At 66.7% G+C, this 13,983-nt stretch carries 10 protein-coding genes; 7 read left to right on the plus strand and 3 right to left on the minus strand.

Annotation, left to right across the window (positions count from 1 at the left end):
- Positions 1-13: 13 nt before the first annotated feature.
- Both AC3EDY_RS06310 and AC3EDY_RS06315 read left to right on the plus strand, forming a co-directional pair.
- The gene (locus tag AC3EDY_RS06310; RefSeq protein WP_488571630.1) at positions 14-1,240 is read left to right on the plus strand and encodes an MFS transporter; all 1,227 of its coding nucleotides are present in this window, start codon (positions 14-16) and stop codon (positions 1,238-1,240) included.
- Between the two features lie 178 nt (positions 1,241-1,418).
- Positions 1,419-3,170, plus strand: coding sequence for a cation:proton antiporter domain-containing protein (locus tag AC3EDY_RS06315; RefSeq protein WP_488571631.1), 1,752 nt, complete (start codon positions 1,419-1,421; stop codon positions 3,168-3,170).
- Between the two features lie 45 nt (positions 3,171-3,215).
- On the opposite strand, the gene hrpB is transcribed toward AC3EDY_RS06315, so the two are convergent.
- The gene (gene hrpB, locus AC3EDY_RS06320) at positions 3,216-5,708 is read right to left on the minus strand and encodes an ATP-dependent helicase HrpB (RefSeq protein ID WP_488571632.1); all 2,493 of its coding nucleotides are present in this window, start codon (positions 5,706-5,708) and stop codon (positions 3,216-3,218) included.
- 134 nt (positions 5,709-5,842) lie between these two features.
- On the opposite strand from hrpB, the gene AC3EDY_RS06325 reads away from it, so the two are divergent.
- Entirely contained in the window at positions 5,843-6,073 is a 231-nt protein-coding gene (locus AC3EDY_RS06325; protein WP_488571633.1) for a hypothetical protein, read from the plus strand.
- 30 nt (positions 6,074-6,103) lie between these two features.
- Here AC3EDY_RS06325 and AC3EDY_RS06330 read toward each other — a convergent pair whose 3' ends face one another.
- A complete protein-coding gene (locus AC3EDY_RS06330; RefSeq protein ID WP_488571634.1) occupies positions 6,104-7,117 on the minus strand; it encodes a polyprenyl synthetase family protein in 1,014 nt (337 codons plus the stop codon).
- 102 nt (positions 7,118-7,219) lie between these two features.
- On the opposite strand from AC3EDY_RS06330, the gene AC3EDY_RS06335 reads away from it, so the two are divergent.
- Complete coding sequence (locus AC3EDY_RS06335) at positions 7,220-7,522, plus strand: chorismate mutase (protein WP_488571635.1); 303 nt, start codon at positions 7,220-7,222, stop codon at positions 7,520-7,522.
- 288 nt (positions 7,523-7,810) lie between these two features.
- On the opposite strand, the gene AC3EDY_RS06340 is transcribed toward AC3EDY_RS06335, so the two are convergent.
- Positions 7,811-8,752, minus strand: coding sequence for an AraC family transcriptional regulator (locus AC3EDY_RS06340; protein ID WP_488571636.1), 942 nt, complete (start codon positions 8,750-8,752; stop codon positions 7,811-7,813).
- Between the two features lie 409 nt (positions 8,753-9,161).
- On the opposite strand from AC3EDY_RS06340, the gene AC3EDY_RS06345 reads away from it, so the two are divergent.
- The 3 genes from AC3EDY_RS06345 to AC3EDY_RS06355 all read left to right on the plus strand — a co-directional run bounded on the left by AC3EDY_RS06345 (position 9,162) and on the right by AC3EDY_RS06355 (position 13,960).
- Positions 9,162-10,196 (plus strand): quinone-dependent dihydroorotate dehydrogenase, encoded by a 1,035-nt coding sequence (locus tag AC3EDY_RS06345; protein ID WP_488571637.1) that lies wholly within the window; start codon positions 9,162-9,164, stop codon positions 10,194-10,196.
- A gap of 11 nt (positions 10,197-10,207) precedes the next feature.
- Complete coding sequence (ggt, locus tag AC3EDY_RS06350) at positions 10,208-11,998, plus strand: gamma-glutamyltransferase (RefSeq protein WP_488571638.1); 1,791 nt, start codon at positions 10,208-10,210, stop codon at positions 11,996-11,998.
- Between the two features lie 129 nt (positions 11,999-12,127).
- Positions 12,128-13,960, plus strand: coding sequence for an AMP-dependent synthetase/ligase (locus AC3EDY_RS06355; protein WP_488571639.1), 1,833 nt, complete (start codon positions 12,128-12,130; stop codon positions 13,958-13,960).
- Positions 13,961-13,983 lie beyond the last annotated feature (23 nt).

Here is a 13,983-nt window from a genome sequence, read left to right on the forward strand (position 1 = left end):
GGAGATGGATATCGTGATTGATCGAAACGCCGCACATTCGCTCGCGTCCGAAGATGCCGGGGCTTTCCGCTGGGGGCGCCTGCTTGTCATCCTGACCTGCATGATGATGGGCGCGGTGGTTTCATCGGCCGTGACCCCCGTCATCCCCAAAATGGCCGATGCCTATCGTGCCCAAGTGCAGGATGCCGAATTCTGGGCGCGTATGATGTTGACGGTGCCAAATCTCGCCCAGGTCGCATGCGCACCGCTTATCGGTTACTGGGCAGACCGCGCGGGTCGGCGTCGCATCCTGGTATCCTGCCTGCTGATCCTAGCTCTGTTCGGCAGCGCCGGATTGTGGATCGCCAACCCCTGGATGCTCCTGGCCTCCCGCTTCGTCACCGGCGCATCCTCGTCCGGGCTGTTCGCAGTCTGCGTCGCTTTGCTGGCGGACAATTTCGAAGGCGAGCACCGCACGCGGGCGTTCGGCTTCATGGGCGCCATCCTTGCCGTATCGGGGGCCGTGTGGCTGATGCTGGCGGGCCTGGTGTCCAAGACCGAGTGGCGTTACGCCTTCACGCTGTTTCTCATCGCGATCCCGGTCGCGGGGCTGGCCATGGCGGCGCTTCCCGCAAGCCAGACGGGGCCCGTCAGCACCGACAAGCGGAAACTCGTTCTGACGAAATCGATGGCCTGGGGATATGCCGCGGCGCTTGCCTCGGGCGGAATCATGATGATCCTGCCGACATTCGCCCCGTTCAAACTGCGTGACATCGGCTGGGGCACTCCACAGGCGGTGGGCCTGGTGATGGGCCCGATGCTTCTGCTCGGCATCGTGTTCTCGATGTGCTTTGCCGTGATCCGCCGACGTGTTGGCGAGCGGTTCCTGCTCGCGGTCATCGTCGCCTTTCTGGGAACGGGGTATCTTCTGGCGGGATCAGCCAACACGATCGTGCCGCTGGGCATCGGCCTGGCACTTGCGGGTGGCGGGCTCGGACTGATGATCCCCCATGTCAGCCACATGCTTCTCAGCCTTGCCCCCAAGGACAAGCGCGCGGCGGCAGGAGGCACGTTCGCCTCCGTGCAGAATATCGGCGAAGCGCTTTCCCCGGTTGCGTTCCAGCCAGTCGCCCGGGTCGTCGGCGCGGGCGGCGTGCTGATTTCGATGGGCGCCTTGCTGCTGACAGTCGCGGTCATGTTCCTCACTTATGGCATGCGGCGCCAGAAAGCGTCGTCCAATGCGGTTGAATTTGAGGAATAATCCAATCCGCTGGTCTTTGAGAGGACTGCGGCGGTCGGGTTGAGCGCTCAAAGGGATAACGCCACGCGGCGGCTGGACCGTACATCTCGCCCGCATCGCACGCCGCCGGCCTCTACCTCGCCGTCGCTCCCCTCGCACCGCTCTTGACGCGGCCGGCCGGGAAGGCGAGGCAAGGGGCATGAATCAGCCTCATTCCATGCTTCACGATGGCTTTCTGCTGCTTGGCTTTGCGATGGCCTTCGTGCTGGTGTTCCGCCGGCTGGGGCTGGGCGCCACGCTGGGCTACCTTCTGGCCGGCGCCGTGGTCGGCCCTCAGGTGCTCGATCTGGTCGGCGATGCAGAGCAGAAGCTGGTCATTGCCGAACTGGGCATCACGCTGCTGCTGTTTCTGGTGGGGCTCGAGCTGAACCCCGCGCGGTTGTGGCGGATGAAGCGCGATATTCTGGGGCTGGGGCTGTTGCAGGTGGTGCTGTGCGGCGCGGCCGTCGCGGCGGTGGTCCACCTGGGCAGCGGTTTCAGCCTGACCGCGGCAATAGCGCTCGGCCTGCCGCTGGCGCTTTCCTCCACGGCGCAGGTGCTGCCGATGCTCCAGGCCTCGGGCCGGCTGCGCACGCCATTCGGCGAGCGGACATTTGCCATCCTGCTGTTCCAGGACCTGTCGATCATTCCGATGATCACCCTGATCGCCGCGCTCAGCCGCAATCCGGCCGATGTCAACGGCCCGCCGGGCTGGCAGTTGGCGCTCTCGACGGTGCTGGCCATTGCTGGGCTGATCCTGGCCGGTCGCTATCTGCTGCGGCCGTTGTTCCGCCTGATCGGCAACCTGGGCGAGCGCGAGATGTTCGTGGTCGCCGCGCTGTTCACGGTCATGGCGTCGGCCGCGGTGATGGAAGCGCTGGGGCTATCCACCGCCCTGGGCGCATTCATCGCCGGGGTGATGCTGGCCGACAGCCCCTATCGCCACGAACTGGAAGCGGATGTGGAGCCGTTCCGCTCCATCCTGCTCGGCCTGTTCTTCCTGGCGGTGGGCATGATGCTGGATCTTCACGCGATTGCCGAACGGCCGCTGTTCGTGGCGTCGATGGCCCTGGCATTGGTGGCGGTGAAAGCGGCAGTGATCATGGGCATCGGCCTTGCCTTCCGCATGGCGTGGCGCGGCGCACTGGCGCTGGGCCTGCTGTTGAGCCAGGGAGGCGAATTCGGTTTCGTGCTGTTTGCCCAGGCCCAGCACGCGCAATTGATCGCGCCCGAGGCCGCCAGCCTGTTCGGCGCGATCGTGACCCTGTCGATGGCCACGACGCCGTTCCTCATGGCGCTGACCAAGCCGCTGCGCGCCGATCCGGGCGTTGCCAAGGGCGAGCGCCAGGCACCGACGGGAGACGCCGCAAACGCGATCATCGTCGGCTATGGCCGTTTCGGCCAGACCGTGGCGCAGATGCTCAACGCCGGCGGCCTGTCGGTGACGCTGATCGATACCGACGTGGAAATGATCGACGTGGCCAGCGATTTCGGCGCCAAGGTCTATTTCGGCAACGGCACCCGGCTCGATCTGCTGCGCCAGGCCGGCGCCGACGAGGCAGCGCTGATCCTGTTCTGCATGGATGGCGACCAGATGGACAGGCCGGCGCTGGAAGCGGTGAAGCAGGCGTTTCCGCAGGCCGCCCTGTTCGTCCGCACGTTCGACCGGCGCGGGGTGATCAGCCTGCGCGGCTCGCCGGCGCGGGGGGTGATCCGCGAAGTGATGGAATCGGCGGTGAAAATGGCGCGCCTCGCCTTGGCGGAAACCGGCATGAGCGAAGAGATCATCACCCGCGCCGAAGACATGTATCGCGCGCAGGACAAGGAGCGGCTGAAAATCCAGATCGAGGGTGGCGACGTGCGCGCCGCGCGTGACCGGATCATTACCATTCCCCAGGTGCAGGAAGGCTGACCGCGCGCCCCCCCTGCCGCCAACCTGTGCCGCCGACCTGCGCGGTCAGCCCTTCCGCGATGCCTCGAACGCATTGCGGGTTTTCAGGCTGGGGTCTTCGGCCCAGGGCTGATCGGGCCAGCGATGGCGGGGATAGCGGCCTTTCATGTCTTTCACCACATCCCGCCACGATCCGCGCCAGAACGCCGGCAGATCGGCCGTGGTCTGGATCGGGCGGCCAGCGGGCGAGGTAAGCGAAAGCAGCAGGGCGCGCGGCGGCTGGCCGATCACGGGATGCCGGTCCAGACCGAACAGCGCCTGCACCCGCAGTTCCACCGCCGGGCCGCCTTCGTGGGCATAGTCGATAGCATGCGTGGTACCTGCCGGAGACCGGAATTGCGCCGGGGCCAGCCGGTCCAGCATCTGCCGTTCGTTCCAGTCGAGCCGGTTTTCCAGCGCCTCGTGCAATCTGGCGGCGGCAATGTCGAGATCGCGCCGCCCGGCAAGCAGGGGGGCAAGCCAGTCTTCGAGATCGGCCAGCAGCGCCTCGTCACCCAGCGCGGGCAGGCCGGCATAACGCGCGCGGGTACGCAGGGCACCCGCCGCACCGCCGATCGGCAAGAGCCCGAGCCCTTCACGCCGCACCATATCGAGCAGCAGCGCCGTCACGGCCGCCGGATCGGGCGCAGGATCAGGCACGCGGGCCAGCACGATGGCCCCAAGGCGCCTTTCCAGTCGGGCTTCAACCCTGCGCTCCTGCGCGTTCCATGTCACGCTGCGGCGCTGGTCCAGGCGATGCGCCAGCCAGGTCGTCACGGCATCCTCGTTCAATTGCAGCGCGCTCATGATCCGCGCGCCCCTGGCTTCGCCTTGCGCATCCCCGATAACCAACCAGGCGGCAGAGCTCAGCGGCGAACCCGGATCGAGCCTGTAGCCTCGCCCGCCCGACGAAAGCCATTCCTCGCTATCGCTGCCGCGCGCCCGCGCCACCCGATCGGGAAAAGCTTCGGCCAGAAGCACGGCAAGCGGGGGCGCTTCTTCCTTTCCGGGGTGGCGCTGCCCCCATTGGACAGGTCTGCCCCCCGGCGCGCGCCGCACTTCCCGCTCGGCCGCGCGGGCCCAGCGGGAAGCCAGTTGACGCGATGCGTCGGCCCGGGCGCTGCGGTCAGCCTGCCAGCGCTCGAACCGCTGCGCCAGATCCTCTCCGCCGCCGCCCAGCCCGCGTTCCTGCAACAGCAGGGCAAGCCGTGCCGCGTCATCTGCCACGCCATGGCGCGCGGCGAACAGCAGCATGTGCGCCAGTGCCGGTTCCATCGGCAAGCGGGCCATGGCGCGGCCATGATCGGTGATCTGCCCTTCGCTGTCGAGGGCGCCCACCGCGCCAAGCGTGCTGCGTGCGGCGGCCATGGCTGGGGCGGGGGGCGGATCGATCCAGGCCATGGCCGCGGGATCGCCCGCGCCCCATTGGGCCAGCGTCAGCGCCAGGGGGGCAAGGTCTGCATTGAGGATTTCAGGCGGATCGAACGGTGCGCGCCCGGCATGGGCCGCCTCTTCCCACAGGCGATAGGCCGTGCCCGGGCCCTGACGGGCGGCACGGCCGGCGCGTTGCGCGGCAGCGGCCTGGCTCGCGCGCGTCGTCACCAGCCGGGTGACGCCCGCCGCCTTGTCGAACTCCGCGCGGCGTGAAAGGCCGGCATCGACCACCACCGAAACGCCATCGAGGGTAAGCGAGGTTTCGGCAATCGCGGTGGCCAGCACCACGCGACGGCGGCCTTGTGGATCGCGGCGGATCGCAGCACGCTGGTCGCCCGGCTGCACCTGCCCATGCAGCGGCAGAACCAGCGCCGCGGGCAGGCGCTGCGCGAGAAGCGCCGCGGTGCGATCGATGTCGCGCACACCGGGCAGAAACGCGAGGATGTCGCCTGCCTGTTCCTGCCATGCACGGGCGATGGCATTGGCCATGGCCTGTTCGATGCGCAAGGCGGGGCTCGCACCTAGCCAGTGTATCGTTAGCGGATGGGCCTTGCCGGCGCTTTCGATTACCGGCGCATTGTCCATCAGGCTGGCGAAACGCGCGCCGTCGAGCGTGGCTGACATGACCACAATGCGCAGATCGGCGCGCAGCACGCCCTGCGCTTCCAGCGCCAGTGCCAGGCCCAGGTCGGCATCCAGGTGCCGCTCGTGCGCTTCGTCGAACAGCACGGCCGAAACGCCGGGCAGTTCGGGATCGGCGAGGATCGTGGCGACGAAGATCGCTTCGGTCATCACCAGCACGCGGGTGTGCGCCGATCGCCGGCTGTCGAGCCGCGTGAGATAGCCGACCGTTTCGCCCGGTGCCTGGCCCAGCAGATCGGCCATGCGCTCTGCCGCCGCGCGCGCTGCCACGCGGCGCGGCGACAGCAGGATGATCATGCCGCGGCACCAGTCCTGCGTCAGCAGCGCCGGGGCGACGGCCGTGGTCTTGCCCGCGCCAGGTGGCGCGATCAGCACTGCATTGGGATTGCGGGCCAGCGCTGCCAGCAGATCGGGCAATACGGCATGAATGGGCAGGTCGGTCACGCTGGCGGCCTTACTGCCTTGCGCCCTGCTTGGCGAGGGGCGGAGCCGCGCGCAAGGCAGGCCGGGCGCGCCATCGCGACGGACTGCCCATCAAGGTCCGTGCGGGACCGTGCAAAACATGCTATGCCTCTGCCTTGTGCTCCAACCTTGGCGCGCACCGAACGCGAGAGGAAGCCGTGTTTCTCAACGTCAAGGACTCATGGCCCCCCGCGCCGCCCAACCGGCAGCCCGAGCCCGCCCCCCGGCTCTCGCCGCGCGGCCAGCGCGTGATCGCGGTGATCGTGGTGTTCAACCTGCTGCTGCTGCTCGTCGGGCCCCTGGCGGGCTCTTCGGTGATCGAGGGCCTGGCCAGCCTCTGGCACTAGGCGGCGTGGCGGCAAAGCCGCCTCGGCGGTTCAATAGCGCCGCGCCACCGCGAATTCGGCAGCCTCGCTCAGGGCGTCCTTGGCCGCACTAGCGGGAAAACCGGCGATGGCATCGATCGCCCGCTGGGCAAAATGGCGCGCCCGTTCGCGCGTGGCGTTGACTGCATCGTGCTTGCGGATAAGGGCAATGGCGTGGGCCAGGTCGGCATCGCCGTTGCGGTTGCCGGCAATGGCATCGCGCCAGAAACCACGCTCGTCCTCGGTACCGCGCGCATAGGCCAGGATCACCGGCAACGTCATCTTGCCCTCGCGGAAATCGTCGCCCTGTTCCTTGCCCATTTCCGAGGCGTCGGAATCATAGTCGATGGCATCGTCGGACAACTGGAACGCGATTCCCAGATTGCGGCCATAGGCATCGAGCGCCAGTTCGTCGGCTTCGGGCCGTTCGGCCACCACGGCGGCAATGCGACAGGCCGCTGCAAAGAGCGCGGCCGTCTTGGCATTGATAATGGAAAGATAGCGTTCCTCGCTGGTTTCCACCTGGCGCTGGGCGACAAGCTGGTCCACCTCGCCCTCGGCAATCACCGCCGACGCGTTCGAAAGGATGCGCAGCACTTTGATCGACCCGTCTTCCACCATCAGTTCGAAACTGCGGGAAAACAGGAAATCGCCCACCAGCACGGTGGCCGGATTGCCGTAAACGATATTGGCCGCTTTCTTGCCGCGGCGCATGTCCGATCCATCGACGACGTCATCGTGCAGCAAAGTCGCGGTGTGGATGAATTCCACCGCCGCGGCCAGCTTGTAATGGCGGCTGCCGCCGTATCCCAGCAGGGCGCCGCCAGCCAGTGTCAGCATCGGGCGGAGCCGCTTGCCGCCGCCGGCGATAAGGTGCCCGGCCAGAGCCGGGATCAACGGAATGCGCGATTGCATCCGGTCGAGAATAACCGCATTCACGCTGTTCATATCATCGGCCACCAGCGTCATCAGCGGTGCCAGCGAGGGTTGCGCCTTGCGCGGAAGCGTGTGGAGGGTGGCAGTCATCGCTGCCCGCTTGGCGCGTGGGGCACGGCTTGGCAAGTCGCAAGTTGCACGGTAGCGGCAAGCACGGCATGGCATGCGACTGACGAAAAGGCGGAATGAAAGATGAGCGCACCGGCCGAAGGGCAAGATCCGGTTCTGACCGGCTATCGCCAGAGCATCGACAATATCGACGCCGCGATGATCCACATCCTGGCCGAACGCTTTCGCATCACCCAGGCGGTGGGCGCCTACAAGGCCGAAAAAGCGCTGCCCGCCAGCGATCCGGGGCGGGAGGAACGCCAGATCGCCCGCTTGCGCAAGCTGGCGCAGGAGGCGCGGCTCGATCCCGAATTCTCCGAAAAGTTCCTGCGCTTCATTATCGAGGAAGTGATCCGCCACCACGAACAGGCCCAAGCCGGGCAATAAGGCCGGCAGCGCTCCCTGCCCGAAAGGGCTGTGCAGGCCCGACCAAAGCTCCGGCTCGCTTCCCCGAGATGGGAATTCGCAAGCTGCGTAGGGTGTGCTTTCGTCAAGCCGGAATGGAGCCAGGTCTTGAAAGTCGATAATGGACGTGGATTGTCCGGGCTTTCCAAGGGCGCCGCCGGGCCGTGCGGACATTAGTGTCGGGCCGCATCCCTGCCTGAATCGCGCTTTGTCTGGAACGGGGGTCGGCTTCGGCGAACAACGCGGTGTCGGCGGTCAGCGGCGCGCATGTCATGGCTTTCCCATGTCAGCGCCCCAGGCTTTGAGCCGGCGGCGCAATGGCAGGGCGAGCGCGCCCGGATTGCGCATGGAAAGTATGGCCGCAAGGATTGGCAAGTGCGCTTCGGCCAGCCGAGCAGGGGTACGCCCGGTGAACAGCCGCACTTCGCGGATCATGTGCGACTGATCATAGAAATGCTCGGCCACGGCGGCCGCCCGCTGCGGCGTGACGGTCGGGTCGCTCAATTGCGTCGCCGTGCGCAGGGCGCGATATTGGCGCGCCAGATGCTTGGGCGGCAGACCGAAATAGCGATCGACCAGCCGCTGCAACTGGCGCGGGGAATAGCCGGCAGTGCCGTAAAGATCCTCCAGCGCAGGCGAGATCGTGCGCGCCAGCCATTCCTGCACGGATGCCACAAGCCGGACGTGCGCCTCGGGCACGGCGCGAAGTTGAGCGCGCAGAACAGGGGCGGCAAGAGCCATGGCTTCGGCCAGCGGCAAGGGCTGCAGGGCGTTGGCCCGGATCAGTCCCTCGCCAAGACGGCGCAGCGGCTGGCCGAGGAGCGTGCCGGCGTCGCGCAGCCGGTTGGCCTGCTCTGCCGCAGACCTGCCACCGGTCAGCGCGGCCCAGCCCAGCGGTGATAGCGAAACACCGAAAATGTGGCACGGCCCCGTCAGTTCGATCCTGGCCGCGGCAGAAAGCGGGGTCAGCAGGCTGGCCGGGCAGCTTGTGTCGACTGTTCCGTCGGCCTTATGCAAAACCCCTGATCCGCGCAGGAAATACGCGAGCACGGCCGGCCCGGCGGGCAGCATATCGGCAATATGCGCCTGGCTGGAATGCATTTCGAAAAACGTGGTGACATAAGGCGCCAGATCGCGCGGGGCAGCCCGATGGGCCATGTGGAACCACCCCCTGGCCAGCGTCGCCGCGCTTAACGGCCGGCCGCTGCTCAAGCCTGCTCCGAAAAGGCGTCAGTGCCTGGGGATCGAACAAGTCGCATCATGCAGGCATGCGACCATTCGCGCCGCAATCCTGTCAAGGCAAAGCAGCCGATACTGCAAGAATGGATGAAAAAAACGGCGGCGCTGACCCAAGAGCCAGGCCGCCGTGAAGTGGAGAACCCGATACAGTCGCTGTATCAAGCCCTTCGGGTCGCAGAGTGGAATTAAGCGATCGACTGATTCCCGGATTGTATGGATTCGACAAAATCGGTGGCATCTGCGCCACAGCCGAAAAGTTTTGATGAAACACGGTCGTCTTAATCCACATTGACACTGATTTGCAGCTTGGCGGCGGCGCGACCGCCCGCGATAGGGAGAGTGTTTTCCGATTGCTCCCGATCACTTCAATCCATGGCCCGGTATGCTCTATCGTCTTGCCCGTCCTCTACTTTTCAGTCTGCCGGCCGAAACCGCCCATAACCTGACACTGCGCACCGTCGCGCTGCTGCCCCAAGGTATTCGCGCCGCGCCCGAACCGGCCCTGGCCCAGCGCGTGGCCGGCATCGTCTTTCCCAATCCGGTCGGCCTGGCACCGGGTTTCGACAAGAACGGGCAAGTGCCCGATGCGTTGCTGGGGCTGGGCTTCGGATCGGTCGAGATCGGCACCGTGACGCCGCGCCCGCAGGCCGGCAATCCGCGCCCGCGCCTGTTCCGGCTGGTCGAGGACCAGGCGGTGATCAACCGCATGGGTTTCAACAACGATGGCGTCGATCTGGTGCGCAGCCGCCTGGCCCAGCGCCTGAATCGGCCCGGGATCGTCGGCGCCAATATCGGTGCGAACAAGGACTCGCCCGATCGCGTGGCCGATTACGCGGCGATGACGCGGATGATGGCGCCGCTGGTCAATTACCTGACGGTCAACATCAGTTCGCCCAACACGCCCGGCCTGCGCGCCTTGCAGGATGAAAGTGCACTGGGGCATCTGCTCGATGCGGTGATTGCCGCGCGCGGCACGCACAAGACGCCGATCTTTCTCAAGCTGGCACCTGATCTGCAGAATTCCGACGTCGATTCGATCTGCCGCATCGCGCTCGACCGGCGCCTCGATGCGCTGATCCTCACCAATACCACGATCGCTCGCCCCGCCAGCCTGCGCTCGACGCACGCGAACGAAACCGGCGGTCTTTCCGGCCTACCTTTGGCGCCGCTGTCGCTTGAAATGCTGCGGGCCTTCCGCAGCGCTACGGGCGGGGCGATCCCGCTGATCGGCGTCGGCGGCATTGCCAGTGCCGAAGACGCCTGGCAGCGTATCCGCGCCGGGGCCAGTCTGGTGCAGCTTTACAGCGCGCTGATCTATCACGGACCCCGCCTGGTGCAGGACATCGTCACCGGTCTTGCCCGCCGCGTGCGCGCCGAAGGCATGACGAGTATTGCCGAGGCGGTTGGACACCGATAGCAAGTACGGCCATGATCGCACGCCGTTTTTGCTCGCAGGCCGCCGTATCGCTGGCCGCTCTTTCCACTCTTGCACTGGGTGCTTGCCAGACAATGCCTGCAGGAGGGCCGGCAAGTGGGCCAGGTACCGTTGCGGCACGCGTCGGCGCGCCGCTGACGCCGGGCCGTCTCGATGGGGCCGACGTCGGCAGGCAGGGGCTGGTTTCCGCAGCTGATCCACGCGCCGCCGATGCCGGCGCGCAGATGCTGCGTCTGGGCGGATCGGCCACCGATGCCGCTCTGGCCACGATGCTGGCTCTCACCGTGGTAGAGCCGCAAAGCTCGGGCATCGGCGGCGGTGGTTTCCTGATCATGGCGGATGCCGCCGGCCGCGTCGATGCGGTCGATGGCCGCGAGAAGGCGCCGGCAGCCGCCACCCCGCAATGGTTCTTCAAGGACGGCAAGCCCATGGCCTATCCACAGGCCCGCCCGGGCGGCCGCAGTGTTGGCGTTCCCGGTTCGCTGCGCCTTGCCGCACTGGCCCATGCCCAGCATGGGAAGATTGCCTGGCGCCTGCTGTTCGGCCCGGCCATCGGCCTGGCGCGCCATGGCTTTGCCATCACCCCGCGGCTCTATCATGCGCTGCTGGACAATGCCGATGTGGCAAGCCTCGATCCGGCCGCCCGCGCGTTGTTCTTTGGCCCGGACGGGCAACCTTTGCCGGTTGGCACCGTAATCCGCAATCCTGCCCTTGCCGATACGCTGGAAGCTGTCGCCAGCCGGGGGGCCGACTGGTTCTACAGCGGCGTCAATGCCCAGGCGATCGCCACGCGGGTGGGCACGGCCCCGGTCAACCCCGCGCCGATGACCACGGCCGATCTCGCCGCGTTAAAGGCGGTGCCGCGCCCGCCCGTCTGCGGCACCTATCGCCAGTATCGGATATGTTCGATGGGGCCGCCATCGTCGGGCGCCACCACCGTGCTCGCCACGCTGGGCCAGCTCGAACGGTTCGATTTGTCTGCGCTCGGGCCCGACAATCCGGACGCCTGGCATGTTCTGGCCGAAAGCGAGCGCCTGGCCTATGCCGATCGCGACCGCTATCTGGCTGATCCGGAATTCGTCAAAGTGCCGGTGGCGGGCCTTATCGACCCAACCTATCTCGCGGCACGATCGCAATTGATTTCGGCCCAGACCGCCCTGCCCCGCGTTTCCGCCGGAACGCCGGCGGGCGTGACAGCGCGCCTTGCCCCCGCACCGGCACAGCCGGAATTCGGCACTTCGCATTTCGTGGCCGTGGATCGCTGGGGCAACGCCGCCAGCTATACCTCGACAGTGGAAAGTGCCTTTGGCTCGGGCCTTATGGCGGGTGGTTATTTCCTCAACAACGAGCTGACCGATTTCAACCTCGATCCGATGCAGGAAGGCCAGCTTACCGCCAACCGCGTGGAAGGCGGCAAGCGCCCGCGCAGTTCGATGTCGCCCACGGTGGTCTATGGCCCGGACGGGCAGATCCGCCTGGTGGTGGGCGCAGCGGGCGGTGCCACCATTCCCGCGCAGGTGATCCGCGTGCTGATCGGGGTGATCGACTGGCACCTGACAGCGCAACAGGCCCTGGCTCTTCCCGTGCTTTTTGCCCCCGGCGAACGCGTCTGCGTCGAACAGGGAACCCGCCTCGAGGCGATGATTCCCGCGCTGGTCGCCAAAGGCCATTCCCAGGTGAAAGCGTGCCGTATGCCGCTCAAGGCCAATGCCCTCGAACGGGTGGGCAACCGCTGGCAAGGCGCGGCGGATCCGCGCAGCGAGGGGGCAGCCATCGCGCAATGACCTCGGCCGTTGCCCGCCGCCATGGCGGTCGGGTGACAGCGCCTCGCCCGCTCTTGCCGTGGCGGAACACGCGGCCTAGCTATCCGTTGGGGAACTGGCCTGCATGCGGGCCAGGTGGGGAGAGCTCGCATGTCCGTGCCTGAAATCCAAGCGGCCCGCCAAGTGGCGCAACTGGCGGAAATGCCAAATCTGGTGAGCCTGTTCCTGGCCCGCGCGGAACAGCATGGCGATGCGCCGTTCCTCTCTGCCAAACGCAATGGCACATGGGTGGCGCTGTCATGGCGCGATGTTGCTGATCAGGCCTGCCTGCTGGCGCAATCGCTTGTGGCACTGGGCCTCAAGGCCGGAGACCGGGTGGCGCTGGTTTCGGAAAATCGCCCGGAATGGTGCATTGCCGATATTGCGATCATGGCCGCCGGCCTGATCACCGTACCGACCTACACGACCAACACCACCCGGGATCATTTGCACGTTCTGGAAAATTCCGGCGCGCGTGCGATCATCGTATCCAATGCCAGGCTGGCACAGCCGCTTCTGGCGGCGGCATTGCATGCCCTTTGCGCCGAGCACGTGATCGGAATCGAACCGCTGCGCCAGCAGCAGGCGGGAACGCTGCATTTCCACGATTGGGCCGCGATGACCCGCGGCGATGCGGCCGCGGCCCGTGCCGCCGTGGCGCAGCGCATGGGCACGATCGGGCGCAGCGATCCGGCGTGCATCATCTATACCAGCGGCACCGGCGGCGCGCCGCGCGGCGCGCGCCAGCACCACGGCGCGATCCTGGCCAACGTGGCCGGCGCGGCGCAGGTCCTGGCAGAGGATTTCCGCCTGGGCGACGACCAGTTCCTGTCGTTCCTGCCGCTAAGCCATGCCTACGAGCACACCGGCGGCCAGTGGATGCCGATCGGCATTGGCGCCCGCATCGCCTATGCCGAGGGGCTGGAGAAGCTGGCGAGCAATATCGAGGAAGTGCGCCCCACGATCATGGTGGTGGTGCCGCGCCTGTTCGAAGTGCTGCGCGCGCGGATCATCAAGCAGATCGAGAAGGAAGGCCGGCTGGCCAGCTGGCTGATGGACCGGGCCATGGCCATTGCCGCCCATGCTGAACAGGCCGGTCGTGTGCGCCTGATCGACCGCCCGCTCGACCTGCTGATCGAGCGCACGTTGCGGCCCAAGGTGCGCGCGCGGTTCGGCGGCCGGATGAAAGCGCTGGTATCGGGCGGTGCGCCGCTGAATCCGGAAGTGGGCCTGTTCTTTCAAGCCATGGGGCTGACGATGCTGCAAGGCTATGGCCAGACCGAAGCCGGCCCGGTGATCGCCTGCAACCGCCCGGCCGCCGGCATTCGCATGGATACGGTTGGCCCGCCGCTGGCCGGGGCGGAAGTGAAGATCGCGCCCGACGGCGAAATTCTGGTGCGCGGCGAACTGGTGATGCACGGTTACTGGCAAAACGATGCCGAAACCGCGCGCGTGATCCAGGATGGCTGGCTGCATACCGGGGATATCGGCCACCTCGATGCCCAGGGCCGGATCAAGATCACCGATCGCAAGAAGGACATGATCGTCAACGATAAGGGTGACAATGTCTCTCCGCAGAAGATCGAGGGCATGCTCACGCTTCAACCCGAGATCGCGCAAGCCATGGTTTCGGGCGACCAGCGGCCCTATGTGGTCGGGCTGATCGTGCCCGATGCGGAATGGGCGATGCAATGGTCGGTGGAAAACGATGCGCCGCACGATCTGGCGCTTCTGGCCGACCTGCCGGCGTTCCGCAGTGCTGTGCGCCAGGCGGTCGACCGGGTGAACCGGGATCTCTCCGTGATCGAGAAAGTGCGCCAGTTCACCTTGGCCGACGAGCCATTTGCGATCGCCAACGAGGAGCTTACCCCCTCGCTGAAAATTCGCCGCCACAAGATCCGGGAACGGTATGGCTCGCGGCTTGATGCGCTTTACAAGGCATAGCCGCCGGCCGCACGCACGGCATC

It is taken from the genome of Novosphingobium sp. DS6-6 (assembly GCF_057784975.1).